Source organism: Micromonospora sp. ATLC20, assembly GCF_057196585.1.
Genome location: NZ_JBXUOV010000086.1, coordinates 1 through 23,974, shown reverse-complemented (window position 1 = coordinate 23,974; position 23,974 = coordinate 1). Strand labels below are relative to the sequence as shown.

The window sequence follows — 23,974 nt, the reverse complement described above, 5'->3', positions numbered from 1 at the left end:
CAAGCAGCGTCAGCGACGCGTCGGCCGCCGACGGCAGACGCAGGCCGGCCGCGGAGCACGCGACACCGAGCAGCGACGCCAGGATCACCGGATTGCGTACGGGCAGGGAGGCGACCCGGCGAACCCGCACCCGCCCGGCCGGGTCGCTGCGCCGGTCCAGGGCGACCACGATCACGGGCGCCACCACCAGCACCTGCAGCAGCACCACCACCGCCAGGAACGACACGTCGCCGAGAACCTGCGTGGCGATCGGGATGCCGAGGTTCGCCGAGTTCACGTACCCGGCGGCCATGCCCCAGATCGGCCGTTCCCCGGGCTCGCGACCGAACAGCCGGCTCGCGCCGGCCCACCCGAACCCGACGACCGCGACGGTGCTCACCCCGAAGGCGAGCAGCGAACGGCCGGCGAACCCGGACAGCGGCATCCGGGCCAGGGCCAGGAACAGGGCTGCCGGCATCGCGAGCTGGAACACGAACCGGCCGAGCACCGACGCCGCCGCCTCGCCCAGCAGGCCCCAGCGGCAGGCCGCGTAACCCACCGCGGTGAGGATCCAGATCGGTACGAACGCCGCCACCAGGCTCATGCGTCGCGCCACGTCAGGGGCCGGCGGGCGTCCGGAGCGTACGAGCCGAGGAGCCGGGCGACGATCTCCACCTGGGCGAGGCTGTCATGGGCCTGCCGCAGGGTGAGCACGGTTCCGTGACACTCCACCGCACTCTCGCCGGTCGTCAGACACACCGACGCGTCCACGGTGCTTACCGGGTGGCCGACGGGCAGCCGAGGGCCGTCCACGCGTACATCGATCGGGAAGCCACGCGTCCAGCCTCGCATCCCGTCCGGACCTCGACCGGCACGGCCTGGTCCTGCGGCGGCTGTCGTGCGGTCAACCGGCGTAGCGGGGCTCGCTGATCCGGCGGCGGAACTCCGCGTGGGCGGTCTGGAAGACGTCGTTGAGCCGTTCGAGTTCGGACTCGGTGGGTTCTCGCCGCAGTGCCACGTCGATTTTGAAGTCGCCGTCGACGATCGCCACGTCGAGGCGGTCGAGCAGGTCCGCAGGGAGCCTGGTGATGACGAACCCACGGAACGCGTCGGCGATCGTGCCCGCCATGTCGCCGCATCCGCAGGTGCGGCCATCCAGAACCGCACCGAGGTGGCTGCGGCCGATGATCGCGTCCGGGTGTACGGGATCCATGACGGTCAGGCCCTCCTCCAGGACCGTGCGGGCCTCCGACAGCCGTGCCTCATGCTGAAGGAACAGTCCGAGGGCGATGCAGGCCCGCCCGACCATCTCATGGTCGGCGCCGCGGCGCGCCTGGTTCACTGCCTCGGTCAGCCGTTGCTCCGCCAGGTCCACCTGGCCGGCCTCCTTCAGCGCCAGACCCCAGTTGCGCAGCACCTGACTCCGCAGCTCCGGACGACCGATGCGCTCCGCCCTCGCGTACGACGACGCGTACGTGCCCAGCGCCGCCTGGGCGTCGCCGACTTCGCCCTGCGCCACAGCCAAGCCGAGCGCCGCCATCAGCGCCTCCTCCTGCCGGCCCTGCCGGTCGTACGAAGCGAGCACGCGCTCGATCGCGTCGACCCGCCCCACCTGGTCACCGAGATCACGGCCGAGGTTCGCCAGTGCGGACAAGGCATTGAGCGTCGCCTGGTGGTCGATGCCGAGCCGCTCCTCCAACGCGGCGACCAGGGAGGTGAGCAGGGGCCTGGTTGCCGGGTCGTCGTGGTCCAGCATCTGAATGACGACTCGTCCGATCTCCTCGACGACCTGGTCCGGCAGCTGGTCCAGGCCCACGAAGAGCGGCTCGCCGGTGCCACCGGCGTGCACAATCGCTGCTCGCAGCGCCAACGCGGAGGCCACCCGCTCGTGCCCGTTACGCCACAGGTTGGCCACCGCCTCCTCGACGACCTGCCGGGCACCTGCGACGTCGCCACGCTGCCGCAGCAGGTCTGCCAGTGGCTCAAGACCGAACGCGTACCCGGCGTGCTCGCGGCCGTAGAAGGCGAGCCGCTCCTGCACCCCCAGGCGCAACTCCGTCTCGGCCTCGTCGAACCGTCCGGCCATGCGCAGCGCCAAGCCCAGATTGAGTCGGCAGGTCAACTGCTCCTTGCGGGACTCGTGATCCCGCGGCGTCGCGGAGACGGCACGCCGGTAGCACTCGATCGCGCGGTCGAGCTGATCGGCGTTGAGCAGCACATTGCCGAGGTCGCACTGGGCCGAGGCCCATTCCGGGCTGCCGTGACCGTGTTTGTCAGTAACGGCCTGCAGCTCGCGCGTCATGAGGTTCTCGGCATCACCCATACGGCCCTCCCGCAACAGCGCGAAGGCCACCTCGACCGCAGTGGGGGGTGTCGTCACGAGCCGCAGTCTAGGTCCACCTACTGATGTCCCGCGTACCCCCCGAAGACCTCGAGCGAGGCAGGAACGACGCCACCAACCTCCGCATCTAGCCGATAGGCGGATGATGTCCCGGTCGGGTGCTCGAAGGAATGCCTAGCCCGCCGGGGCGTCGGCCCGTTGAACGTCGCCGAGCAGCAGGCGGGCACCTTGGCGGACAACGTTCCAGTCGGTCTTCGGGGAGCGATCGAGGTTCTTGGCAAACCAGTGCCGCCGGTCTTCGTGTTCCCGCCGCAGATGGACGACGTCAAGGTCCACGCCAGGTAGCCCGCCACGGCGTTCCAGCTCCTCGACCCGCTGCCCCATGGCGTCCATCAGCTCGCGGTTGAGGATGTGCACGGCCTCAAGGTAAGCGGTGGTCGGGACGCTTCTTCGGACTGCGGGGTCGGCGGTGAAACCGATCTCGCCGTCGTCCTCGTGCCGCCAATCCATGGTGATCTCGTCGCGATCGCCACGGATGGCACGCCAGAATCGGAGCTTGGGAGGATTGCGCAGGTAACCGAAATCCAGGTGATGCTCGCCGTGCCAGATCGCGGCCGTGACGACTGGATGGTCGGGCACGTCCGCGTTCCCGTCGTCGGTCTGTCCCTCATCCGGTTCGGCCACGAACTCGAGAGGGTCACACGTCCACTGCTCGGGGTGGGAGGCGATGAACGACTGCAGATCGTCGGGCACCGGCTCCAGCACCTCGGGTGTAAGGGCAATGACGTCTTCCCAGAGCCGGGCCAGGTAGTACTCGACGTAGGGATGCGGATGAACCTCCCGGGCGCCGCGCAGCAGCTCCTGCCCGCCTGCTTCGAGCCAGTACCAGCCCTCGGTGAGCCCGAACCAGTGGAGCCTCGGCTGGCCCCTGCCCCACGGCGACACCTCGTCGAGTGGGTACAGCTCGAACCGGAACCTGATCATCGAAGCAGTATCCAGTAACGTCACTGCGCGTATTCGGCATGAAGTTCGGCGTACGGCCGGCGTCGGTCGGGGTGGCGGCGGGTTCTGCCCATGCCGATCTCGGCGCAACAGTGCGTGCCTGGCATGCGAGCGCGATGGGCGGGGCACTCCTCGGCCAGGGCACGGACCTGGTCGGCTTCCAACTCGAACGCTTCGCGGCTGCCGGTGAGCACCAACGTGTCGGCGGCGATGTCCCACCGCAGATGATCGCGGAACTCTTGATACCGGACTCGCCGGTGATCATCGGTCGACCGCGCCGGCCACGCCTCGCCAGGTAGGACGACGGTGTGTGGCCGACCCGTCCCCAACCGGGAACGGACCTGCTTCCACCGCGACGGCGGGAACGCGAGGCGGTGATGCAGCAACACCAGGTCGAGCGGGCGCCCCCAACCGTGATGGTCAGGAACTGTCGCGCGACGTAGGGGAAGATAGACGATCGTGTGCGGCGACCGGGCAGCCAGCCCCCACGCCAGCGCGAGCAGCATCGCTGTTTCCTTGTCGAGGCAGAACTGGGCTCCAAGACGGCCCTCGTACAGACCGGCGAACCCCGGCGGCTTTGCCGGCCGCATGACCCGGTACCGACCGCGCCCGAGGTGAACGGTACTGACCATCACCGGCCATTCGTGTCCGCCCAACCGTCGACCCACTTCAGCAACGCCCTTCGGCCCTCGTCGTATCACCGTCCGGCAAGCATTGTCACCGGGCCCGGCACGACACGGCGACAGAGTTGTCTGTGTGGCGCACCAACTGCGCCCCCATCTTCGGCAGCTCACACCGGTAGAAGTACCGCGCCGCCTGCCGCTTACCCGCCAGGAACTCCCCCTCGGCCCCGTCCGGAGCTCTGCGCGTACGCGAAGCGGGTCGCCCTCAGCCACGCCGCCTGCTCCACGTCCTCGGCCGCCGTCACCGCCACCCGCGCCCGCGCCCAACGCCAGGCGGCGGTACCCGACGTGTCGCAGGCAGAGTTGAAGAAATATGACGCAAGGTGTCAGGCTTTGGGTGAAGCATGGGGTTCATCGGTCGGCGCCGGTGAGAGGCGCCGACCACGGCACAGACAGATGCGGAGAGACAAGGCCTCCATGCGCGAAACCCCACAAGATCTCGAAAAGCTCCAAGCCCTCCTTGACGCCTCCCTCGCCGGCTCCACCTCCCACCTCCGCTCGATCATCAACACCGCGCGCACACTGAACGCGGAGCAGCTCACCCAGGTCCTCACCGGCATGTGCACCCTCGCTCTGTCCAGCGTGACGGCGAAGGGTGAGCCGCGGATCAGCGGTGTCGACGGGCACTTCCTGCGAGGCAAGTGGTACTTCGGCACTGCGCCCGACGCCGCCAAGGCGCGCCACCTCGCGGCGCGGCCCGCCGTCAGCGCCGCACACATGCGCGGTGAGGACCTCGGCGTCTTCACGCACGGCAAGGTGGAGATCCTCAACCCACGCAACGGCGACCAGGCCACGGACTGGCCGGACGTGCTCGCGTACTTGAAGGACTTCTACGGCGACGACCTCTTCGACTGGGACAACGACGTGGTCTACTACCGGCTGCATCCGCACTGGATGACCGTCTATGCCCCAGACATCGCGAAGCTCACCGTGGCGGCCCAGCCCTGATCCACAGCACGGGCCAACTCTTCGACGAAACCTGAGCCGTCCTCGAGGTGCCCAGCGGCGGCAACGACCGCTCCGGGGCGGCGCGGTGGCCGGCTTCGATCCTGGCCGACGTCGGGTTCGCCGAGATCGTTCGGCAGCCGACCGGGGCAGCCCAGGCAGACGCGAAGCCACCAGACGCTCGGCCACGGGCCCGGTGCCGGCGCCCTCAGGCGACATGCCGAAGTGACCGCGAATCTCCTCGCCGAGACACTCCCGAATCTCGCTGCCGCCCGCTCCACCAGCCAGCCTCATCAACGACGGCAAGAGCATGCAGCCGTACTCGTCGACGTTGGTCTCCGCATCGAAGACACCGATGAAGTCCCACTCGTCGAGCAATCGCCGCAACTCGTCCGCCCGCTCGTACATGCGGCGACGATCACATCTCGAAAGGCACACAGCCCGCCGTCGACCAGCAGAGGCGCATGCACTCCTTTGCCGCGATAAGCATGGCGTCGCAGAACAGTTGGTGGACGGCTGTCGCGCATCAGTCGACGAAGGACAAGCCGTCGGCGTATTGCATTGCCGAATTCCGCTCTATCCGAATCGGCATTCGGTAGGTGGCCCGGGTTCACCTCGTCCGATCACGCGGCGACGCCTTCTTCCCCGGGGGGGGCGGGGACAGTGACTCGCCGGAGCAGGAAGTGGCAGATCGGGTACAGCAGGGCGCCGTCGAGGTAGTGGCAGAACATCGCGCCGAGGTACGACGGGCCGCCCCAGGCGTTGCGGGTGAAGTTCGGGTCCAGCCCGGCGAAGACCTGCAGTCCGATGCGCCAGGCCATGTACACCTCCAGCAGTACGAGGAAGGCGACGGCCAGGCAGCGCAGCAAAGCCGGAACGCCGGCCCCGGACCGGAATGTGGCTCCGATCCGTGCTGCCATCGGACGTCCGAGCGGCACGAAGATCACTTTCCAGCCGAGCGGGCTACGGCGGGATGCCACCGCGAACCAGACGGTCACGACCGCGAGGACGCCGAGATGCGGCAGCCACGCCTCAGTGCCCGCGATCTGTGGTTCGAGCGTGTCGGATCGGTGGAGGTACCTCGCGACTCCGCTGGCCAGTCCGGCTATCACGGAAACGGTCGCGGTGAAAACGGCGGGACGGGACAACTGCAGCCGGTGGTTTGTCATGACTGGAACATTGCGCCACACCGACCGGCCCGGGCGTCGCTCTCCAGCATGATCCGGGGCCTCCCTCGGAGGCGGCACGGTCATTCTCGCGCATGACGCCTTCGTCGATACGTTTCGCTAGCGTGATCCACATGCGACTGGGCCGGACCGATCTGCCATCGCCCGATCTGCTCGACATCGCTCTGGCCGTCGGGTCGTTCGGACTGTTCACTCTCCCGGTCCTGCTCCGCGGTTCCGGACATGGGCCGACGGCGGCGATCCTGGTCCTCGGCACCGCCGCGGCCGTGCCGCTGGCGGCGCGCCGGGCGGTCCCGATACCGGTGCTCGTGACGGTGTCGCTGGTCCTCGCCGTGGCGGCGCTGGCCGATGTCGGCTTCACTGTGTTCCACAGCAACGCGGGCCCAGCGTTGGGGATCGCGGTGCTGACCGTGGCCGATCGGCTTCCGCGCGAGGTGTCGCTGCGGGCCAGCGTGGCCGCGGTCGGGCTGGTCACCACGGCGGAATTGATCGCGATGCAGTTGCACCCGGCCACCGGGAAGAACGCGATCCAACTGGTTCTCGCCATTCCCGCCTGGTTGGTGGGGTACGCGTTCGGTACCCGTCGACAGGCGGAGCGTCGGCTGCGCGCGGAGACGGCGGAGCGGGCCCGGGAGGCAGAGCGCCGGGTCCGCGCCGAGGAACGGGTCCGGGTGTCGGCGGACGTCCACGACATCGTGTCGCACACGCTGAGCATGATCGCGGTCCGATCGGGCGTGGCACGGGTGGTGCTCGAACAGCGGCCGGAGGAGGCGCGGGCCGCGCTGTCGGCGATCGAGACGGCCAGCCGCAGCGCTTTGGACGAGTTACGAGCGGTGTTGCACTCGTTGCGGGACGCTTCGGGGAAACCGTTGGGCACGGCGGGTGCGCTGACGGCCGGCCCGGCCGTCGAACGACCGACACTCGCACACATCCGGTCGCTCGTCGACAATCTCCGCGATGACGGCTACCCGATCACGCTCACACTGTCCGAGACGGCCGGCGCACCACCACCGGTCGAGGAGTCGGCCTACCGGGTCGTGCAGGAGGCGCTGACGAACGTGGTCCGCCACGCCGGCCGGGTGACAACATCCGTCGAGGTCACCAGCGGCCCGGACGGACTCAGCATCTCGGTGCTCAACGCCGCCCCCGTCGCCGGTCCGTCCGGGGCCGGGCCCGGCAGCGGACACGGCCTGGCCGGGATGCGGGACCGTGTCGCGTTGTACGAGGGCACCGTCACGGCCGACCCATGTCCGGACGGTGGTTACGCAGTGCGCGTTCAGTTCCCACTACAATCAACGAGCCGGACGGCACACGCTGACCGCAGCGAGGGGAAGCGCCGTGGCTGAACCGGCGGTCGGCGTCGACGGCACTACCGAGCCGATCCGTGTCCTGGTCGTGGACGACGAGGCGCTGGTACGAGCCGGATTCCGGGTGCTCCTGGAAACCTCACCAGGGCTCACGGTGGTCGGCGAGGCATCCGACGGTGCCGCGGCGGTCCGGCAGAGCCGTGCACTTCGGCCGGACGTCCTGCTCATGGACATCCGCATGCCGGTCATGGACGGCCTCGAAGCCACCCGGCACATCGCCGACGACGACAGCATCGACGCCCGTGTGCTGATCGTCACGACCTTCGGTGAGGACGCGCACGTCTTCGCTGCGCTGCGTGCCGGAGCAAGCGGTTTCGTACTCAAGGACACCCCTCCGGAAGACCTGCTCAGCGCCATCCGCATCATCGCCGGTGGTGAGGCCCTGCTGACCCCACGGGTGACCACCCGACTGGTCGCGGAGTTCGTGCGAAGCACGTCCGGCCACACCTTGGCAACCGCACCGGGAGCGCTCGACGAACTGACCGAGCGCGAACGGGAAGTGCTGGTTCAGGTTGCGGCAGGCCGGTCGAACGCGGAGATCGCCGAACACTCCACCGTCAGCCTCAACACGGTGAAGACCCACGTGAGCCGACTGCTGCTCAAATTGTCGGCCCGTGATCGAGCCCAGCTCGTCGTGTGCGCCTACGAGGTCGGTCTAGTGGTGCCGGGAAAGTGAGAGGATGCCGTCGTGATGTGGCAGACCGACACCGTCACTTTGAACGGAAATCAGTTCCCGGGTGATCCGCAACGGCGTGTGGCCAACGCACTGTCATCCCGACCGGGCGAATTGGCCGAGCTGATCGTGTCGTGTCGGTGGCTACTCAACGTGCTGACGACCGTGCGGGAAGCTGGTCTACCGGACGCGTGGGTAGGGGCGGGTGTTCTGCGGGATCTCGTCTGGGGCCAACGGTATGGAGCCGGCTTCAACCCCCGGGACGTTCGGGACGTCGACGTTGCATTCTTCGACGCCAGCGACCTCACCCCGGGCAGCGACGTCGCGGCAACCGAGCTCCTACGACGCCATGATCCGGCGGTCCCGTGGGAGGCGACCAACCAAGCCGCGGTGCACATCTGGTACGAGGGCGTGTTCGGCACGGGTCCAGTCGATGCACTCGGATCCGTAGCCGATGCCGTGGCCACCTGGCCCGAAACCGCTACCTGTGTCGCCGTGCGTCTCGACTCTGCCGAGACACTGCACGTCTGTGCCCCGCGTGGGCTGGAGGACCTGCTCGATGGGGTATGGCGGCGCAATCCACGAAGGATCACGGTCGAGCTTTCACGAGCGCGTCTCTCGCGCCATGACCCCAGCAGACGCTGGCCGCAAGTCACTGTCGTTCCGCCGTAGCCGTACAGCCATCCGTACAGCCAAGTCGACCCACCAACTCCGATCTTCCTCTAGCCCCAAGGCCGCAGGTTCGAAATCCTGCCGGGCGCACCTCCACCACCGCAGTTCAGCGGCCTATCAGCTCTGAGGCAAGACGATCACCGCAGCCCTCGTGAGGCCAGGTCAGCCGAAGACGAAACGTCCGGTAATGCCGAAGATCGGATACGGGACGCCTGCCGCCGCCGGTCGAATCAGACCTGGCAGCATGACGTCCGTGGATCACTACGGGCTCTTGCGGCGAGCCGCGACCGACGCGGGCTTCACCGAGACGGAGACGGCGACGTTCGCCGGACTGCTGCGCTTCGCCATCTGGACAAGTCAGCAGTACAACGGCGAGCTCGCGGCGCATTCTCGGGATCTGCCGCCCCAGCGGCCCGCCGACCTGCTCGTCGGCCAGGCCGGCGGCCTGCCGCAGCTCCCGGTCGGCATGCCGTGGCCCACCGACCCAGAGGGCTACCCGCTGCCGTTCGTCGCGTCTTTCGACTGTGCCGCACTGCCGCGGGTCGAGCGCCTGCCGCTACCGTCGGACGGCTCTCTGCTGGTGTTCCTGCATCACGAAGAGGACTACGACGTCTGTGAGCGCAGCGACGAGCAGCAGTACGGGAGGCTGCTTCATGTCCAAGCCGGCACGGAGACCACAGCGCAGCTGCCAGCTGACTACGCTGCCCATCCCTACTACGCGGACCGTGACTTCATCGCTCCCGAGCAGGACCTTTTCGGCGTCGTCCAGGCCGCCCTGCCCTCGTGGTTGACTGCGGAGGATGCGGACCTGTCCGTCTTTGCGCAGCAGCTGGCTCGCGACATGCCGCATCGTCGGGAACTGTGTGCCCTGGTCGACCGGCTCTGGCCGGCCGCCGACTCCGCCGCCTTCCAGTTCGGCGGCTACTCGTGGCACACCGGTGGCGTGTCCTACGGCCACCTGTACAACGATCCTGAGCTGGAGATGGCGGAGAAGAAGCTTCGAGGCCGCCTCACCGGCATCGACCGCGCCCAGGAGGCCTTCCTCGTGGAACAGGAGTTGCAGCGGGTCCGCCGGGAGTGGCTCCCGTTGGTGCAGTTCGAGACCCGTGACGACGTCTACTTCGGCCGCTTCATGATCCGCGTCGAGGACCTCGCCGCCCAGCGGTTCGACCGCGCTGTCTCCTGGACCGAGTTCACCGAGTGAGCGAGGAGAGGTGCCGGCCGGGTCAACGTGCTGCATCGCTGTCGGGAGCAGCGGCGGCTCCGGCGGAGCGTGGATCTCGCGATGGCTCTGTCGGCCGCAGGTCCGGGGCGAGTCGTTCCCCTGCGCAAGGTTGTCACGCCGGTGGCGGTAGACCAGGCCGAACCGGGGATCCCGGAACTGGGTCGGGCAGGCCAGGTATCCGACGTCGGTGAAAATCACCTCGAGACTGTGGTGGTAGGTCAGTTCAGCGCGGAGCGGACGCCCAGGCCGACGAGGACGGCGCCGGTGATGCGGTCCAGCGCGCGGCGCACCCGGTCGGTGCGCAGCAGCCGCGCGGCCGCCCCGGTGACCGCCGTCCAGCCGGCCAGCCATCCGGTGTGCAGCACGGCGTGCGCGGTGGCGAGTAGCAGCATGGGCGCCAGCACCGGCCCGGAGGGATCGAGGAACTGCGGGGCCAGGGTCAGGTAGACGGCGGCCGCCTTGGGATTCAGCACGTTCCCGAGCAGCCCCTGGAGGTACGGATGCCGGGCGCGCCCCGGGAGCCGACGCCATCCTGTCGGGGCGGGCGGCGCCTCAGGTGCGGCGGGCCGCCGGCGGGTCGCGGAGACCAGCAGCCAGAGGCCCAGCCCGACGAGGTAGGCGGCGCCAGCCAGCTTGACGGTCCAGAACGCCTGCGACGAGCGCAGCACCAGCGCCGCCAGGCCGGCTGCGGCCAGCACGGCGTGCACGTACAACCCGGTCACCGTACCGAGGATGACCCACCAGCCCTGGCGCCGGCCGCCTGCGCCCACCTGCGAGACGACCAGCGCGAAGCTGGTGCCGGGAGTGAGCGTGATCGGCGCGACGGCGAGCGCGAAGCCCAGCATGCCCATCCCGGTCACCGGTCAGACCACCACCCGGTAGTGGGTGGTGAGCAGCCCGGCGTCGTCGTACACGTGGAAGGCGACGCCGGGCGGTTGCCGCTGGTCGGTCAGCGGCCCCTCGCCCTCCCACGGCATCCGGAGGGTTGATACCACGCCCGGCGCGATGCGCAGGGGGCGGCCGGCGAAGGTGCTCGCCGCGGCGGTGTGGAAGTGCCCGGTCAGCACGGCGACGACCTGCGGGTGGGCGGCGACCAGGTCGGCGAGCGGATCGGCGGGCAGCAGCCGCGAGTCGTCGATGACTGGGTGGTGCAGCGCGACCGGCGGGTGGTGGAAGGCGACGAAGACCGGGACGTCGGCCGCCACGGAGGCGAGCTGATCGCGCAGCCAGCCCATGGTCTCCTCGTCCAGGTGCCCGTCGTCGCGCCCCGGAATGGTGGAGTCGGCGAGCAGGAACGTGGCGCCGGCGACGTCGTGGCGGCTGTTGATCGGGCGGTCACCGCTCGCGGCCTCGCCCAACAGCCCCTTGCGGTACGCGTCGCGCACATCGTGGTTGCCGGGGCAGACCAGCACCGGGTGTGGCGACGCGAAGAGCTTGGCGGCGAGTTCGTACTCGGACACCTGCCCGTTGTCGGCGATGTCCCCGGTGATCAGGATGGCGTCGACCGGGCGGGCCAGGTTGTGCAGGTAGTCCATGACCCGGGCGGTCCGCTCGGCCGAACGCGGGTGGTCATCGAGATGGGTGTCGCTGAGGTGCGCGATGGTCAGCACGATTCCCCCTAATGGGATTAGGCGCTTTATGCGTTAGGGACGCTACACTGGCTTCGTGGAGATCCACAATTCGCAGCGCGACGACAGGAGAGTCATGTCTGGCCAGCTCACGCTCGCCCTGGCCGGCACCATCCGGCACGACGGCAACGGCGGCGTGACCGACGACCTCGCCGACGCCCCCGGGCTCGCCCGGTGGCTGCGCCAGCAGGCCGAGCCGCTACGGCGCTACGACGACGACCTCGCACCGCCGGCCGGCCTGCCCGACGAGCAGGCCCGGCTCGACGTGGTGGCGCTGCGCCGCGCCGTACGCACTCTGCTCGCCCGCGCGGTCGCGCCGGCTCCGCCCAGCCGGGCCGACCACTCATCGCTGCTCACCCCGGCCGAAGCGGTGCGGCACCTCAACGACGCCGCCGGACGGCTGCCCACCAGCCCGCGGCTGCGCTGGCCGGACGACGCGGCGCCGACCCTCACCCGGCACTCGGCCCCGGCGGAGCTGCGGATACGGCTCACTGCGGCACTGGCCCGCGCCGCCGTCGACCTCCTCGCCAGCCCCGAGCGGGAACGGCTACGCGCCTGCCCGGCGCCGCGCTGCGTGCGGTACTTCCTCCAGGAACACGCGCGCCAGCAATGGTGCAAGCCGTCCTGCGGCAACCGCGCCCGCGTCGCCCGCCACTACCAGCGGCACCAGGCCGAGCGGTAGCCGCAAACGACCGGTCACTGGGCTACCTCAGCCCGGACGATTTACGAAACCGCCTTGCACAGCCGCCAGACGGAGCCGCACTGACCTGCCGCCGTCCGAGGGCCTGGCCAATATCAATGGCTCCGGGGCGGCACGGCGCGGTGGCCGGCTTCGATCCTGGCCGACGTCGGGTTCGCCGAGATTGTTCGGCAGCCGACCGGGGCAGCCCAGGCAGACGCGAAGCCACCAGACGCTCGGCCACGGGCCCGGTGCCGACGCCCTCGGGCGACATGCCGAAATGACCGCGAATCTCCTCGCCGAGACACTCATCAACGACGGCAAGAGCATGCAGCCGTACTCGTCGACGTTGGTCTCCGCATCGAAGACACCGATGAAATCCCACTCGTCGAGCAATCGCCGCAACTCGTCCGCCCGCTCGTACATGCGGCGACGATCACATCTCGAACGGCACACAGCCCGCCGTCGACCAGCAGAGGCGCGTGCACTCCTTTGCCGCAGATCGGGCGGGCGCTCGGTCACCTCGGCACCGCCCGGCCGAGCAGGTCGTGACCGTCGCCGGCTGATCGCCATACCGGCATCCAGGAGTCTTGCGGGGAGGATCCCCCACCCGATCGCGACCCGCCAGGAGCCTAGGATCATCCCGGTGACCATCCTCGAACGGCGGCCCGCCGACGTCCCGACCGACGAAGCCCGGCTCGACGAGGCCCTGCGGTTCCTCTCCGGTGCGCCGGTCGCACTCGACGTCGCCGCCAAGCGGCTCGCCCGCGGCAGCGGCGTCTACGCCTGGTGGGCTGCTCCCTCGGTCCTCCCCGACCTCCCCGGACCACCGAACGACAGCGACCCGTCGTGGCGGATGCTCTATTTCGGCCGGGCGACCAGCCTGCGGGGCCGGGTCCTGCGCAACCACCTGAGGCGTTCGGGCAGTTCGACCCTGCGCCGCACATTGGCCGGTCTCCTCGTGTCCGAGGGCTACCGGACGACCTGGACCGACCGGGTCGTCCTGGTTCCCGAGGACGAGGCACGGCTGACCGCGTGGATGCACGAGCACCTGCGCCTGACCTGGGCGGAGGATGCCGAACCGGCGGACATCGAGGCCGAACTCGTCCGGCGCCTGCACCCTCCGCTCAACGTCCACGGCGTCGACCCCGAGCACATCCAGGCGGCAGTGGTCGCCGCCAAGAACGCCTACAACGCCAGCAGCGGCCCTGCCCAGCCTTAGCCAAGCCCGCAACCCGACGGGCTTCGCGCCGCATCCCATCCGGGCCGAGCAGACGCCTGCTCATCCGCTGACCGGAATTGCAGTAGCCGCATTCGATCCCTGGTCGGCTATCGTCGCGCCGTGGCACAGACGAGGCAGTACGCCTATGTCGGGCCGGCCGAGTTCCGTGAGCGGGTGGTCGCGGTGGACGCTGTCACCGTGCACTCGATCGCCTCGCTCGACGAGTGGCTGGCTGGGCGTGACCCTGGAGACCTCGGCGAACCGGTCACGTTCGTTGTCGATCTCGACGGCATGCTCAGACTGGCGCCGCGTCGGAGCGAACACATCGCCCTTGCCGGTGGTCGGGACGTGCTTGCGGCAGGTGAGATGGCGTTTGCTTCGGCCGGTGGCGGCTGGCGCGCCGGCGAGGTCACAAACCAGTCGACCGGCTACTGCCCCGATCCGGACTGCTGGCCCGCTGTGGCGAAGGCACTCGACCGAATCGGCGTACCCCACCCTGGTCGCTTCACCGACCGGGTCATCTTTCGTCGTTGCCCCGGCTGCGGTGAGCGCAACATCGTGCGCGACGACGACTTCACCTGCGCCCTGTGCGGTGGCACCCTGCCCGCACGGTGGAACCTGACGTCCGGCTGACGGCGTCCGGCACCAAGCCGGCCAACGAGGCCCTGTCGGTGACGAGCACGTTCCCTGACTACCGCTTGATGCCGGCATCACCGGGCTGGAGCGCGGCGGCGACGAGACGGAGTCGTTCCGGCGACAGATCACCTCCGTGACGGCGGTAGGTGGCCGATCCGAGGCCGACGAGGACGCCGTCCACGTACGTCCACCGGCACGGCCCCCAGTACCTGAGGTTGTTAAGCAGTTCTTCACTGAGCTGACGCACACCGGACCGGGCGCCGAGAGTGGCCAGGGCTTCCGCTGTCAGGTCGACGGCCGTGCTCGGGCGGCTGCTGTCGGCACAGGCCGGAACGAGCAGGAGCAACCGCTCGGCCGGCCTGTGGTCCGGATCCGGCTGCCGCGCTGCGGCGACCACCTCCTGCCATGCGAACGCCGGCCCTCGGAAATGTCCCTCCATCGCGGCGAGGGGGATCGACACGTCGCCGGTGCCGGGGTCGAGCACATAGTCGACGCCACCGTCGTCCTCGTAGTTGCGCATGACGACGTGCAGGCGACAGCCCTCGGCGAGCGGTAGCGAGATCACCGGCCATCGGTCCGGGTCGAGGAATACGTCGACGATCGGCTCCAGATCGGCTGGATCGACACCGAAGGCGTCCGGTGCCGACGCGGCTCCGCCGACGGTGGCGAGGAAGGCGGGCCAGAACATCGCCTGCGACATCACGTCTGACCCGTCGACCAGCGGCGACCGCAGGATCGGCGGTTCGTATCCGTCCAGGTATCCGGGGATGATCACCTGGCCGTCAGTGCGGCTTCCAGGTCCCGGCGAGTCAGGGCGGAGCGGAGCTGCAGTCCCTCGGCCGCCAGGTTCTCCCGCCCACCCTGCTCGCGGTCGATGGCGCAGACCACCGTCTCCACCTGGGCACCGACCGAGCGCAGGTGTCCGCACGAGGCCAGAAGCGCGCCTCCCGTGGTCACGACGTCCTCGATCACCACGACCCGCAGACCGTCCACCGGCCCACCCTCGGCCACCTTCGCGGTGCCGTACTCCTTCGCCTGCTTGCGCACGAACACCGTCGGCAGCCCGGTCAGCTGCGACATCACCGTGGCAATCGGGATGCCGCCCATCTCCATGCCCGCCAGCACGTCGCACTCCGGCAGCAGGGCCACCATCGCCTCGGCGACCTCGCGCAGCAGCTCCGGCTTCCCCTCGAACAGGTACTTGTCGAAGTACTCGTCGCTGACCTGCCCGGATCGAAGATGGAACCGGCCGGTGAGGTGGCAGGTGTCGTAGACACGGCGCGCGAGCGGGTGAGTCACCGGCCCAGTCTCGCACCCGTCACACGATCCGTCGGATGCGTACCCTCGGACGCTCGTTGCGCAGGTGACCCAGCTTGTGCTGGCGGACCTGCTCCTCCCACGCCTCCTGGTCGTACTCCGGATCCGGCGCCGTCCACCGGTGCGATCCGTCGCTGTAGTGGAACTTCTCGTCGCCGGCCCGCAACACGCTCACCGCACCCACCCCAGGAAACGCCGGTGCAACGTCCCCGCCGGCGCCCAGCTCAGATCCGCCGTCGCCCGCACCAACTGCGCCCCCAGATACACCGCCAGCGACACCGGCGCACCCTCGTACTCCGCAAGAAGCTCCCGCCGCCGCGTCGCGCACGGCCACGGCGCACCGCACCCACCGCACGTCCAGACCGGCAGCACCGGCCCGTGGGTGCTCACCCGCGCACCCCCAGGAAGCGGGCGACGCTCGCGCGCGCCTGCCGGCTGGTCGCCCAGGCGACCTGCCAGCAGGGGTACGGAGTCAGCCGTGCCCACCACAGCCGGCAACCCACGCACCTCCCGTCCAGACCCCGTACGTGCACCGCCAGGATCGCCTGTTCCGCGGTGCTCACTGGTCCTCCTGCGACGGCCAGTGACCGCGATTGATCGGTACGCGGTGGCGGTTGCGGCACGGCAGGTCCGCACCACACCGGCACACCCACCGCCACTTCCGCCATGACCACTTCGGGCGGTGGCGCCTCGCGAGCGTCATTGCAACAGCGACCACGTACTGGTCGTAGGTGACTCGTCTCCACGGTGGTGTCCTCTCCCGCATCGCCGATTCCTCCGACGGGCAGCGGTACTCGCCCGGGCCGCGAATCGCGGACCGGATCTGGAACGTTCGGTAACTGCGACGCTACGATCACGGCGTCGATCACTGGACTCACCAGCGGTACGAGTGAGCCGATCAGGAACGCCACCAACGCGGTCCGCTTCCGGCGAAACGTCGACCACCAGTCAACGTAGGGATGTCAGTTGGCAGGTCACCGCAGTTCCACGCCGCATCGAGGCGAGGTGACGGGCTATCTCCTGAAGCTCGTTCGGGAATCCGTGCCGCTCACCCAAGAACAACTCGCCGCGCATCTGGACGTGGACCGGGTGACCGTTCAGAGCTGGGAGTCGGGGCGCAGACCGTTCACCGCCGTGCCATTCGGTCAGGCCGTTGCGATTCGCCAGCGGCTCGGACGCCTCGGAGCGAACACGAAGCTGCTGGCCGCCCTCGACGATGCCGCCGAGGCAGACCTCATCCTTGCGGCGCTCCTCCGGGACGACGCGGGCCGATCCCCCATCGCCGAACAACCTCTCGGCTGGTCGGTGCTGACGCACCGTCTGACCGACCTGATCCTCTGGAGCGTTCTCGGACAGACGCCAACCTTCATCAGGAGCCTCCCCACACTTCACCGGCGACGCGGCCCTGTGGCTGCTGCCCCGCTCTTGTCCGCCGACGAGCGGAGGGCCTTCTTCGCACTCCTCCGCACGCTCGCCGAACGTTCGGCGTCCGAACGCGAGCCAGATGTTCTGCTGCACCGGCAAGCCTGCTTCCTTGCCGGCATGGATCCCACAGGCGCGTCCGCGTCATGGCTCGCCGAAGGCAGCACCCGGACGGCTCGTCGGATCACCGGCTTCCACACTTGGTCACCGTTGTGGCCCGACATGCGGTCGATGGTGACTTCCCTCGCGAACCAGGGAGACCCCGAGCCGCTGAGAGACTTCATCACCCGCGCCCACCCGGACGATGCCTGCGAGCGGGCCGCGCTCAACTACTCCGCCTACTGGGTCGGTGAGATCCCGTACCGGCATCGCGACGACTCGTTCATGCCCGCCGCTCTCGGCGACTGGCGAGGAGTCGTGCTGTTCCGGCACCTGGTTGGGCGCCTCACCATCGGCCATCCGTTTGTGGACCTCAACGTGCACAACCTCTGGGCTCTGCTCATGGCGAGGCGCGGGCTCACCCACGACGACCTCGCGACCGGGCAAACACTGTCCGACCGGTGCGCCACGCTGCTCGACAGCGACCAGCTATCCAGGCAGTCACGACAAGAACTAACGTCTATCCTCTACAGCCTCCGTGCTGACGGAGTCACCGGTACAGGGACGGGCAGATGAGCGAGGACCAGGACGCCGCAGGAGCCATGAGCTTCATCTTCGAGGCCGGCGTGCTCAAGCGCGCCGCCCGGACCGGATGGTGGTTTGCCGGTGTGAAGCACCCGGAGTCCATCGCCGAGCACTCGTTCCGAACGGCGCTCATCGGCATGATGCTCGCGGCGATGGAGGGCGCCGACCCGGGCCGAGTCTCGATGTTGTGCGTCCTCCACGACACACAGGAAACCCGGATCACCGACATTCCGCACATCGCCAAGCGCTACCTCACCGCCGCACCCAACACCGCCGTCACCGCCGACCAGGTCGCCGACTGCCCGCCCACCGTTGCCGACGTAATCAACGCTGCCGTTGCAGAGTACGAGGCCGGCGAAACCCTGGAGGCGGTGGTGGCCCGCGACGCGGACAAGTTGGAGTGCCTCGTCCAAGCGGTCGAGTACCGGCAGCAGGGAGTCTCGGACGTTCAGCGCTGGATAGACAGTTCCCGGGATGCACTCAAAACAGCCTCTGCTCACCGGCTCGCGGACGTCGCCCTCACCAGCGGCTCGATGCCATGGCTACACCGCCCGACCGCGAAGTGAACGTTGAGTAGGCCCCTCCGCGTCGGACTGCCTGGCAGCGGCCCGGTACCGCACCTAAAAGGAAACTCGCATTATCACGAACCCGACTTCAGCGATCACCAGTAAATCGCCACGAATTCGACTTCAAGCTTGCGAGTCGCCGCGACGCTAGGAACTTCGGGAGCAATGACGGCCTGGCTCGAGCCCTTTACGGCCTGTGCCGCAATCTCGTTCTGGGCAAGTTGCCGAGCAAGTCGAACCACATCTCGATCAATCGTCGGGTCGACGGCGTGGGCCACCATATCGAATGCAGCCCTACGCGACTCTAGGTTCGCGGCATCGGCCAGCATAGGAACCGCCTGAGTAACCGTTGCCTGCAACATTGCTTCATCCAGCGTCACTCCTGAGTCGAGGGCCAGCCTTCTGCCGAAGTCAGAGAGAGCTCTCGTCAGATCATCAGCTAAGGCGACCCCGCCATCCTCCGAAGCGTCAGCCGGTGTAAATTCTTCGGGCAGCAAGGACAAAAATTCACCGACATTGATTGACATCGTCTCTAGAACGTCGGCGAGCTTAACCGGTTGCCAACTGTCGCGCAGAGCGGCGACCTCGACTCGAATGTAGGCCGTATATGACTGTTGACCAAAGAGCACCCGCCGCAGGTCTCTAGAATAAGAGGAGAAGTTGGTTACTCCCACTACCTCCAGCGGCCTCAGCTCGTTCATGACACTACCGCTTGGGTCAAGCACGCGTCGATCCACAATGAACTCATCACCAGAGATATTCAGAATCGCAAAATCCCTACTTGTCCCGCAGATCGGCACGAGGCCGACGAGTAGGCTATCGATGACTTCAAGACTGTGAACAACTTGGTCGTACTCCGTCTTATTGATCCCGAAGATTGCCTCGCGACCCTTTACGATTTCCACAATGGAGGAGGCAGCGGCGACGAGTTGATACGCTCTGTCCGCGCTAAGGATCACATCAAGCTCGAGCACGTCGCCACGGGCAAGATCTTTCAGCGCCACCAGTTGACCGTGCCGCGCAAGCTTCTTGCGGTGGCGCAGCACGTCAGCCTGGGTCGCAAGAGAGCACGACTTGACTTCGCGCCTCTGCCGCTTGCGGTCGGTTCTGAGCAACAGCTCTTCGTCTCCGCCAGTGCGCAGATCGCGAAACGTACTTTGGATGACGGCTTTACGGACGACCTCATGGGCGGCCGTCTCGGCGTTCTTGGCCCGAAATTCCGTACTGAACTTGAAGCTTTTGCCTGACGAGCCCGCGATTGTCTTCGATTCGCGCTCGGTAGAACGAGTGAAGGTCTCTTTAACAGATTCTTTTATCGCGCCGTCGCGAGACGCAATCAGGCTGGTCACGCTGACTTCATCCAAGTAGACGAACTCACGTCGCTGCTTAGCCCACCGGCGACTCCGCCTGCGAAAGATCATGAGTGTGGGCCCCTTTCCGGCGCCATAGGAGCGCGCTGCACCCGCTGCATTCCCTCGTACACATCCTCGCGGCAAAGCGCTACACGTCCGTCAAGGGCAGCCAAAATCGCGGCTTCGGTCCAGATCGCGGCAATGTCGGAGGAAGTCCAGCCTGACGTCGCCTCGGCTAACGCGAACGGGTCGACCGGCTCAGAGAATTTGATGTGCCGTGACGATGCCTCGCAAATAGCGACCCGGTCCATGATGCCGGGAAGCGTAAATTGGATCTTATGGGAGAGTCGTCCAGGCCGCAGGAGCGCGCTGTCGAGGCTCTCGGCCAGGTTCGTGGTTGCGATCACCATCACCCGTTCAAAGGCGGAGAATCCGTCCAGCAGTGACAAGAGTTGACCAACAAGGCGGTTGGTTGCCTCGTGCGTCGAGTTGCCTCGCCGGGAAAATAGGCTGTCGATCTCGTCAAAGAAGAGGATCGCTGGAGCATTCCGCCGGGCATGGTCAAAGATGTTCCGCAGGGTTCGTTCGCTCTGTCCGATCCACTGGTCGATGATCGTCGGTCCAGCAATGTTATAGAAGGTAGCACCTGCCAATTCGGCCAACACCTTAGCGAGATGAGTCTTGCCTGTTCCAGGCGGGCCGGTGAAGAGCATTCCCTTGATCGGGTTAGCGCCTATCTCCTTTATCCGATTAGCCGGATCAAGTGCAACCTTTACGAGATTCGAGGCGCGGCTCACAATTTCCGAAGAGCCGCCGAAATCATGGAGGGTCAGCTGTCCAGCGGGCTTCACCACTAGCGACTCGACATCGAATGCATCACGATCAGCAAGGCCGAGGCGATCAATAGCGCGCTCGGACAATAATCTTCCTGGGCGACCTGCGCTGTCGATCTCGACTGTCTGCCCTACCTCGAAGGGAGGTGAAGACCTCTGCGTGTACGCCTTTAGATGACCGTCTACCTCCATAACCACACGGTCGCCGGTAACATGCCGAACCGTTCCGACTTGTGCTGCAGCACCCCAGAGCTCATCGGAGACCTTCTCCGGCGCCATCCCATCCCGGCAAAACAGGACATCGCCTACCGCAAAATCCTCATAGTCCGAGAGCGTGATGGTCCCCGACTGGCCGTCCTGAAGATCCACCCAGAGGCGCGATTTCTCTGGTTCGACCAACCGAACCTTGACTAGCTTTCCTGCCGTGTTCAAGAGGCACCTGATGAGGAGTGTTGTGGTGATGTGATGAGGCTTGGATCATAACTGCGGGTGTGACAACGCCAGACGGAGGGGGTGGCCCTGCTGGCGCACAACCATCGCGGCGGACGCTGCAGGCTCACCTATCCGTGCCGCAATACGTAATCCCGCATTCCTTCAGCACGAAACCGCCGTTACTTCGCGGTACTGGCCCGGTCCGCTCAGAACCAGCTCTCGCGCATGTCCAGCGTGGTCCGGTCCAGCCCTTCCAGCAGGTCGAACTGCGCCCCCACCTTCGGCAACTCCCACCTGAAGAAGTACCGCGCCGCCTGCCTCTTCCCCGCCAGGAACTCCCCCTCGGCCCCGTCCGGTGACCCCAGTGCCTCCACCGCGAGCACCTGCTCCAGCCACATCCACGCGATCACCACGTGCCCGACCGCCTCCAGGTAGACCGAGGCGTTCGCCAGCGCCAGCTCCGGATCGCCCGGTGCCCACAACCGCCGCGTCACCACGGCGATCCGGTCCACCGCGGCGGCGAGCTGACCGGCCAGCTCCGAGGCGAACCCCTCCGCCTTCCACGCCCGGGTCACGGTGCCGCGAATGGTCTCCAGCAGCAGTTCCAGCGCCGCGCCGTCGCGCATGCTGACCTTGCGGCCGAGCAGATCGAGGGCCTGGATGCCGTGGGTGCCCTCGTGGATGGCGTTGAGCCGGTTGTCGCGCCAGTGCTGTTCGACGTCGTAGTCGCGGGTGTAGCCGTACCCGCCGTGCACCTGGATGGCCAGGTCGTTGGCGGCCAGGCACCACTGGGCCGGCCAGCTCTTGGTGATCGGGGTGAGCAGGTCCAGCAGCAGCTGTGCCCGTTCGCGGTCGGCCTCGGCGGGCGCGGTCTTCTGCTCGTCGAGCAGCCGTCCGCAGTAGAGCACCAGCGCGAGCGCGCCCTCCACGTAGCTCTTCTGCGCCAGCAGCATCCGGCGTACGTCGCTGTGGGCCACGATCGGCACCTGCGGCGTGGTCGGGTCCTTGTCGGCGACCGGCCGGCCCTGCGGGCGCTGCCGGGCGTACGCGACGGACTTCAGGTACGCGGTGTAGCCGAGTGCTGTGGCGCCGGCCCCGATGCCGATGCGCGCCTCGTTCATCATGTGGAACATGACCGCGAGCCCCTGGTGCGGCTGCCCCACCAGGTAGCCGACCGCTCCGGCCCGCCCGTACGGCCGGTGCACGCCCTCGCCGAAGTTCAGCAGCGTGTTGGTGGTGCCCCGGTAGCCGAGCTTGTGATTGAGGCCGACCAGCACCACGTCGTTGCGCGGCCCGAGGTTGCCGTCCTCGTCGAGCAGCACCTTCGGCACGATGAACAACGACAGGCCCTTCACGCCGGGCGGCGCGCCGGGGATACGGGCGAGCACCAGGTGCACGATGTTCTCGGCCAGCTCGTGGTCGCCGCCCGAGATCCACATCTTGGTGCCGACGATCCGGTAGGTGCCGTCGTCCTGCGGCTCGGCCCGGGTGGTGAGGTCGGTCAGGGAACTGCCGGCCTGCGGCTCGGACAGGCACATGGTGCCGAAGAAGCGGCCCTCGACCATCGGGCGGACCCAGGTGTCGATCTGCTCGGCGCTGCCGTGGGCGAGCAGCAGGTTGGCGTTGCCGAGGGTCAGCATCGGGTACGCCGACGTGCCCACGTTCGCGGCCTGGAACCAGGCGAAGGCGGCGGCGGCCACCGTGTGCGGCAGTTGCAGGCCGCCGACCGACTCGTCCATGGTGGCGGCGAGCAGCCCGGTCTCGGCGAACGCCTCCAGGGCGGCCTTCACCTGCGGAATGGTCCGCACGCGCTGCCCGTCGAACGTGGGTTCGCCGGTGTCGGCGGCCCGGTTGTGCGGGGCGAAGCGTTCGGCGGCGACCCGGGCGGCGAGGTCCAGCACCTCGTCGACGGTCTCCCGGGTGTGCTCGGCGTAGCGGGGCCGCTCGGTCAGCCGGGTCACGTCCAGCCAGTCGTGCAGCAGGAATGCGAGGTCACGGCGGGACAGCAGCAGATCGGACGAGGACAATGTGGACTCCTTCCGGTCAGCCGCGGCGCAACCCGGCGACGGCCTCCCGCAGGTCATCCTGACCGATCGGAGCCGGTGGCGCACCCTCCGCCGCCTCCCGGAGCGCCTTGGCGAGTTGCACCCGGCGCAGCACCTCGCGGAGGTCCGCGCCGGTCAGCCCCGCTGTGTCGGCGGCGAGCGCGGCCGGGTCGAGGTCGTCGGCGAACATCCGAAATCCTGGCCGCTCGTGCTTGTCGATCAGTTCGCGGACCATCTTGGTGAGGATCTCCGCGCGTCCGGCCTCGTCCGGCGCCGGAATGGCGATCTTCAGGTCGAAGCGGCCGGAGCGGATCAGCGAGGCGTCCACGCGCTGCGGGAAGTTGGTGGTGGCGACCACGATGACGTCGGGGTTCTCCTCGAACAGCGTGTTCATCTCCTGCTTGAAGATGCCCGCGACGGCGTTGACCGCCTGGCTGGCCGCGTCGCCGCCCGCACCGGCGTAGCTGATGATCGAGTCGAACTCGTCGAACAGCATCACCGTCGGCCGCCGGTAGCGGCGTGCCTCCCGGAAGATGCGCTTGATGTTGCGTTCCGAGCCGCCGAGGTACTTGTCCAGGATCTCCGGGGTCCGGATCTCCACGAAGTCCGCGCCGACCTCGTTCGCCAGCGCCCGGGCCAGCATGGTCTTGCCGGTGCCGGGCGGCCCGTACATCAGGACGCCCTGCGGCCGGCGCGCACCCCAGCGGGCCATCGCCGCCGGGTGCCGGAACGACACCGCCACCTCGCGGAACCGCGCGACCACGTCGGGCAGGCCGCCGACCTGGTCGAGGGTCACCGCCGCGCTGCGCGGCCCGGCCGCCGCGACCGGTCGCCGCCCCACGAGGTACGTCCGTCCGCGCAGCACCGTCGGCTCCTCGCTGTCGCCGGACAGCTCGCGTACGGCCTGGAGCAGCAGACCGAGCATCGCCCGCAGGTGCGCCGGGCGCACCTCCGCGCTGGGCACGTCGGCGCGGATGCGTACCGTGCCGTTGTCCTGGTCGACGCGCGGCCGCAACCCCGCCTCCTCGGCGGCGCGCAGCACCTCCCGGCCGGCCGGGTCGCGCGGCGGCGCGACGAGCGTGGC

The 23,974-nt window shown here is 68.2% G+C and carries 27 protein-coding genes; 10 read left to right on the top strand and 17 right to left on the bottom strand.

All coding sequences use genetic code 11. The features are described from left to right. The 5 genes from AC2CHG_RS18685 to AC2CHG_RS18665 all read right to left on the bottom strand — a co-directional run. On the bottom strand, positions 1 to 583 hold a 583-nt coding region (locus AC2CHG_RS18685), incomplete at its 3' end, for an AEC family transporter (protein ID WP_484525232.1). Further along, positions 580 to 711, bottom strand: a complete 132-nt coding sequence (locus tag AC2CHG_RS18680; RefSeq protein WP_269696801.1) for a hypothetical protein — start codon at positions 709 to 711, stop codon at positions 580 to 582. The genes AC2CHG_RS18685 and AC2CHG_RS18680, both read right to left, overlap by 4 nt. A gap of 172 nt (positions 712 to 883) precedes the next feature. After that, on the bottom strand, positions 884 to 2,359 hold the full coding sequence (locus AC2CHG_RS18675) for a tetratricopeptide repeat protein (RefSeq protein WP_366620541.1): 1,476 nt from the start codon (positions 2,357 to 2,359) through the stop codon (positions 884 to 886). A gap of 135 nt (positions 2,360 to 2,494) precedes the next feature. Further along, positions 2,495 to 3,304 (bottom strand): DUF5984 family protein, encoded by an 810-nt coding sequence (locus AC2CHG_RS18670; protein WP_484525231.1) that lies wholly within the window; start codon positions 3,302 to 3,304, stop codon positions 2,495 to 2,497. 20 nt (positions 3,305 to 3,324) lie between these two features. Then, a complete protein-coding gene (locus AC2CHG_RS18665; RefSeq protein WP_262015495.1) occupies positions 3,325 to 3,828 on the bottom strand; it encodes a hypothetical protein in 504 nt (167 codons plus the stop codon). A gap of 594 nt (positions 3,829 to 4,422) precedes the next feature. Between AC2CHG_RS18665 and AC2CHG_RS18660 the strand changes: the two genes are divergently transcribed. Further along, positions 4,423 to 4,953 carry a pyridoxamine 5'-phosphate oxidase family protein gene (locus AC2CHG_RS18660; protein WP_463840297.1) on the top strand — a complete coding sequence of 177 codons (531 nt, stop codon included), beginning with the start codon at positions 4,423 to 4,425 and terminating at the stop codon, positions 4,951 to 4,953. Positions 4,954 to 5,573: 620 nt separating this feature from the next. Here AC2CHG_RS18660 and AC2CHG_RS18655 read toward each other — a convergent pair. Beyond that, positions 5,574 to 6,119 carry a hypothetical protein gene (locus tag AC2CHG_RS18655; protein ID WP_484525230.1) on the bottom strand — a complete coding sequence of 182 codons (546 nt, stop codon included), beginning with the start codon at positions 6,117 to 6,119 and terminating at the stop codon, positions 5,574 to 5,576. 131 nt (positions 6,120 to 6,250) lie between these two features. Between AC2CHG_RS18655 and AC2CHG_RS18650 the strand changes: the two genes are divergently transcribed. The 4 genes from AC2CHG_RS18650 (at position 6,251) to AC2CHG_RS18635 (ending at position 10,053) form a co-directional block, all read left to right on the top strand. Continuing rightward, positions 6,251 to 7,483 carry a sensor histidine kinase gene (locus tag AC2CHG_RS18650; protein WP_484525229.1) on the top strand — a complete coding sequence of 411 codons (1,233 nt, stop codon included), beginning with the start codon at positions 6,251 to 6,253 and terminating at the stop codon, positions 7,481 to 7,483. Beyond that, a complete protein-coding gene (locus tag AC2CHG_RS18645; protein ID WP_484525228.1) occupies positions 7,476 to 8,180 on the top strand; it encodes a response regulator in 705 nt (234 codons plus the stop codon). The genes AC2CHG_RS18650 and AC2CHG_RS18645 overlap by 8 nt, the downstream gene beginning before the upstream one ends. A gap of 15 nt (positions 8,181 to 8,195) precedes the next feature. Further along, positions 8,196 to 8,849, top strand: a complete 654-nt coding sequence (locus AC2CHG_RS18640) for a nucleotidyltransferase family protein (RefSeq protein WP_262015505.1) — start codon at positions 8,196 to 8,198, stop codon at positions 8,847 to 8,849. Between the two features lie 253 nt (positions 8,850 to 9,102). Further along, positions 9,103 to 10,053 carry a DUF1963 domain-containing protein gene (locus AC2CHG_RS18635; RefSeq protein ID WP_357209629.1) on the top strand — a complete coding sequence of 317 codons (951 nt, stop codon included), beginning with the start codon at positions 9,103 to 9,105 and terminating at the stop codon, positions 10,051 to 10,053. Positions 10,054 to 10,292: 239 nt separating this feature from the next. Here AC2CHG_RS18635 and AC2CHG_RS18630 read toward each other — a convergent pair whose 3' ends face one another. Together AC2CHG_RS18630 and AC2CHG_RS18625 are read right to left on the bottom strand one after the other, a co-directional pair. Then, on the bottom strand, positions 10,293 to 10,925 hold the full coding sequence (locus tag AC2CHG_RS18630) for a LysE family translocator (protein WP_262014564.1): 633 nt from the start codon (positions 10,923 to 10,925) through the stop codon (positions 10,293 to 10,295). A gap of 12 nt (positions 10,926 to 10,937) precedes the next feature. Then, positions 10,938 to 11,684 (bottom strand): metallophosphoesterase, encoded by a 747-nt coding sequence (locus AC2CHG_RS18625; RefSeq protein WP_262014436.1) that lies wholly within the window; start codon positions 11,682 to 11,684, stop codon positions 10,938 to 10,940. A 55-nt stretch (positions 11,685 to 11,739) separates the two neighbouring features. Between AC2CHG_RS18625 and AC2CHG_RS18620 the strand changes: the two genes are divergently transcribed. The 3 genes from AC2CHG_RS18620 (at position 11,740) to AC2CHG_RS18610 (ending at position 14,236) form a co-directional block, all read left to right on the top strand. Continuing rightward, entirely contained in the window at positions 11,740 to 12,384 is a 645-nt protein-coding gene (locus tag AC2CHG_RS18620) for a CGNR zinc finger domain-containing protein (protein WP_262014437.1), read from the top strand. 643 nt (positions 12,385 to 13,027) lie between these two features. Then, positions 13,028 to 13,603 carry a GIY-YIG nuclease family protein gene (locus AC2CHG_RS18615; protein WP_262014438.1) on the top strand — a complete coding sequence of 192 codons (576 nt, stop codon included), beginning with the start codon at positions 13,028 to 13,030 and terminating at the stop codon, positions 13,601 to 13,603. A gap of 120 nt (positions 13,604 to 13,723) precedes the next feature. Continuing rightward, on the top strand, positions 13,724 to 14,236 hold the full coding sequence (locus tag AC2CHG_RS18610; protein ID WP_262014439.1) for a TFIIB-type zinc ribbon-containing protein: 513 nt from the start codon (positions 13,724 to 13,726) through the stop codon (positions 14,234 to 14,236). A gap of 58 nt (positions 14,237 to 14,294) precedes the next feature. Here the strand turns inward: AC2CHG_RS18610 and AC2CHG_RS18605 are convergent, their stop codons facing one another. Genes AC2CHG_RS18605 through AC2CHG_RS18585 form a run of 5 tightly spaced genes read right to left on the bottom strand, consistent with a single transcriptional unit; the run spans position 14,295 to position 16,119 of the window. Then, entirely contained in the window at positions 14,295 to 15,014 is a 720-nt protein-coding gene (locus AC2CHG_RS18605) for a hypothetical protein (protein WP_355512978.1), read from the bottom strand. Then, positions 15,011 to 15,538 carry an orotate phosphoribosyltransferase gene (gene pyrE, locus AC2CHG_RS18600; protein ID WP_355512975.1) on the bottom strand — a complete coding sequence of 176 codons (528 nt, stop codon included), beginning with the start codon at positions 15,536 to 15,538 and terminating at the stop codon, positions 15,011 to 15,013. The genes AC2CHG_RS18605 and pyrE overlap by 4 nt, the downstream gene beginning before the upstream one ends. A gap of 19 nt (positions 15,539 to 15,557) precedes the next feature. After that, on the bottom strand, positions 15,558 to 15,731 hold the full coding sequence (locus tag AC2CHG_RS18595; RefSeq protein ID WP_357209628.1) for a hypothetical protein: 174 nt from the start codon (positions 15,729 to 15,731) through the stop codon (positions 15,558 to 15,560). Further along, complete coding sequence (locus AC2CHG_RS18590; RefSeq protein WP_026268310.1) at positions 15,728 to 15,946, bottom strand: hypothetical protein; 219 nt, start codon at positions 15,944 to 15,946, stop codon at positions 15,728 to 15,730. The genes AC2CHG_RS18595 and AC2CHG_RS18590 overlap by 4 nt, the downstream gene beginning before the upstream one ends. Further along, a complete protein-coding gene (locus AC2CHG_RS18585; RefSeq protein WP_484525227.1) occupies positions 15,943 to 16,119 on the bottom strand; it encodes a hypothetical protein in 177 nt (58 codons plus the stop codon). Before AC2CHG_RS18585 ends, AC2CHG_RS18590 begins: the two co-directional genes overlap by 4 nt. Positions 16,120 to 16,522: 403 nt before the next feature. On the opposite strand from AC2CHG_RS18585, the gene AC2CHG_RS18580 reads away from it, so the two are divergent. Together AC2CHG_RS18580 and AC2CHG_RS18575 are read left to right on the top strand one after the other, a co-directional pair. Continuing rightward, positions 16,523 to 17,653, top strand: coding sequence for a helix-turn-helix domain-containing protein (locus AC2CHG_RS18580; protein ID WP_484525226.1), 1,131 nt, complete (start codon positions 16,523 to 16,525; stop codon positions 17,651 to 17,653). Then, a complete protein-coding gene (locus AC2CHG_RS18575) occupies positions 17,650 to 18,228 on the top strand; it encodes an HD domain-containing protein (RefSeq protein WP_484525225.1) in 579 nt (192 codons plus the stop codon). The genes AC2CHG_RS18580 and AC2CHG_RS18575 overlap by 4 nt, the downstream gene beginning before the upstream one ends. Positions 18,229 to 18,323: 95 nt before the next feature. Here AC2CHG_RS18575 and AC2CHG_RS18570 read toward each other — a convergent pair whose 3' ends face one another. The 4 genes from AC2CHG_RS18570 to AC2CHG_RS18555 all read right to left on the bottom strand — a co-directional run. Beyond that, positions 18,324 to 19,649: a DUF6414 family protein gene (locus AC2CHG_RS18570; RefSeq protein ID WP_484525224.1), complete on the bottom strand. Its 1,326-nt coding sequence runs from the start codon at positions 19,647 to 19,649 to the stop codon at positions 18,324 to 18,326. Then, on the bottom strand, positions 19,646 to 20,782 hold the full coding sequence (locus tag AC2CHG_RS18565; RefSeq protein WP_484525223.1) for an ATP-binding protein: 1,137 nt from the start codon (positions 20,780 to 20,782) through the stop codon (positions 19,646 to 19,648). The genes AC2CHG_RS18570 and AC2CHG_RS18565 overlap by 4 nt, the downstream gene beginning before the upstream one ends. 269 nt (positions 20,783 to 21,051) lie before the next feature. Further along, positions 21,052 to 22,872: an acyl-CoA dehydrogenase gene (locus AC2CHG_RS18560; protein ID WP_484525222.1), complete on the bottom strand. Its 1,821-nt coding sequence runs from the start codon at positions 22,870 to 22,872 to the stop codon at positions 21,052 to 21,054. 16 nt (positions 22,873 to 22,888) lie between these two features. Beyond that, positions 22,889 to 23,974 (bottom strand): ATP-binding protein (locus tag AC2CHG_RS18555; RefSeq protein WP_484525221.1); only part of this gene is annotated, 1,086 nt, incomplete at its 5' end.

Excerpts from the sequence above, each read along its gene's own strand:
- AC2CHG_RS18670 (WP_484525231.1), bottom strand. The coding sequence starts at position 3,304 with ATGATCAGGTTCCGGTTCGAGCTGTACCCACTCGACGAGGTGTCGCCG.
- AC2CHG_RS18665 (WP_262015495.1), bottom strand. The coding sequence starts at position 3,828 with ATGCTGCTCGCGCTGGCGTGGGGGCTGGCTGCCCGGTCGCCGCACACG.
- AC2CHG_RS18660 (WP_463840297.1), top strand. The coding sequence starts at position 4,423 with ATGCGCGAAACCCCACAAGATCTCGAAAAGCTCCAAGCCCTCCTTGAC.
- AC2CHG_RS18655 (WP_484525230.1), bottom strand. The coding sequence starts at position 6,119 with ATGACAAACCACCGGCTGCAGTTGTCCCGTCCCGCCGTTTTCACCGCG.
- AC2CHG_RS18650 (WP_484525229.1), top strand. The coding sequence starts at position 6,251 with ATGCGACTGGGCCGGACCGATCTGCCATCGCCCGATCTGCTCGACATC.
- AC2CHG_RS18640 (WP_262015505.1), top strand. The coding sequence starts at position 8,196 with ATGTGGCAGACCGACACCGTCACTTTGAACGGAAATCAGTTCCCGGGT.
- AC2CHG_RS18630 (WP_262014564.1), bottom strand. The coding sequence starts at position 10,925 with ATGGGCATGCTGGGCTTCGCGCTCGCCGTCGCGCCGATCACGCTCACT.
- AC2CHG_RS18575 (WP_484525225.1), top strand. The coding sequence starts at position 17,650 with ATGAGCGAGGACCAGGACGCCGCAGGAGCCATGAGCTTCATCTTCGAG.
- AC2CHG_RS18570 (WP_484525224.1), bottom strand. The coding sequence starts at position 19,649 with ATGATCTTTCGCAGGCGGAGTCGCCGGTGGGCTAAGCAGCGACGTGAG.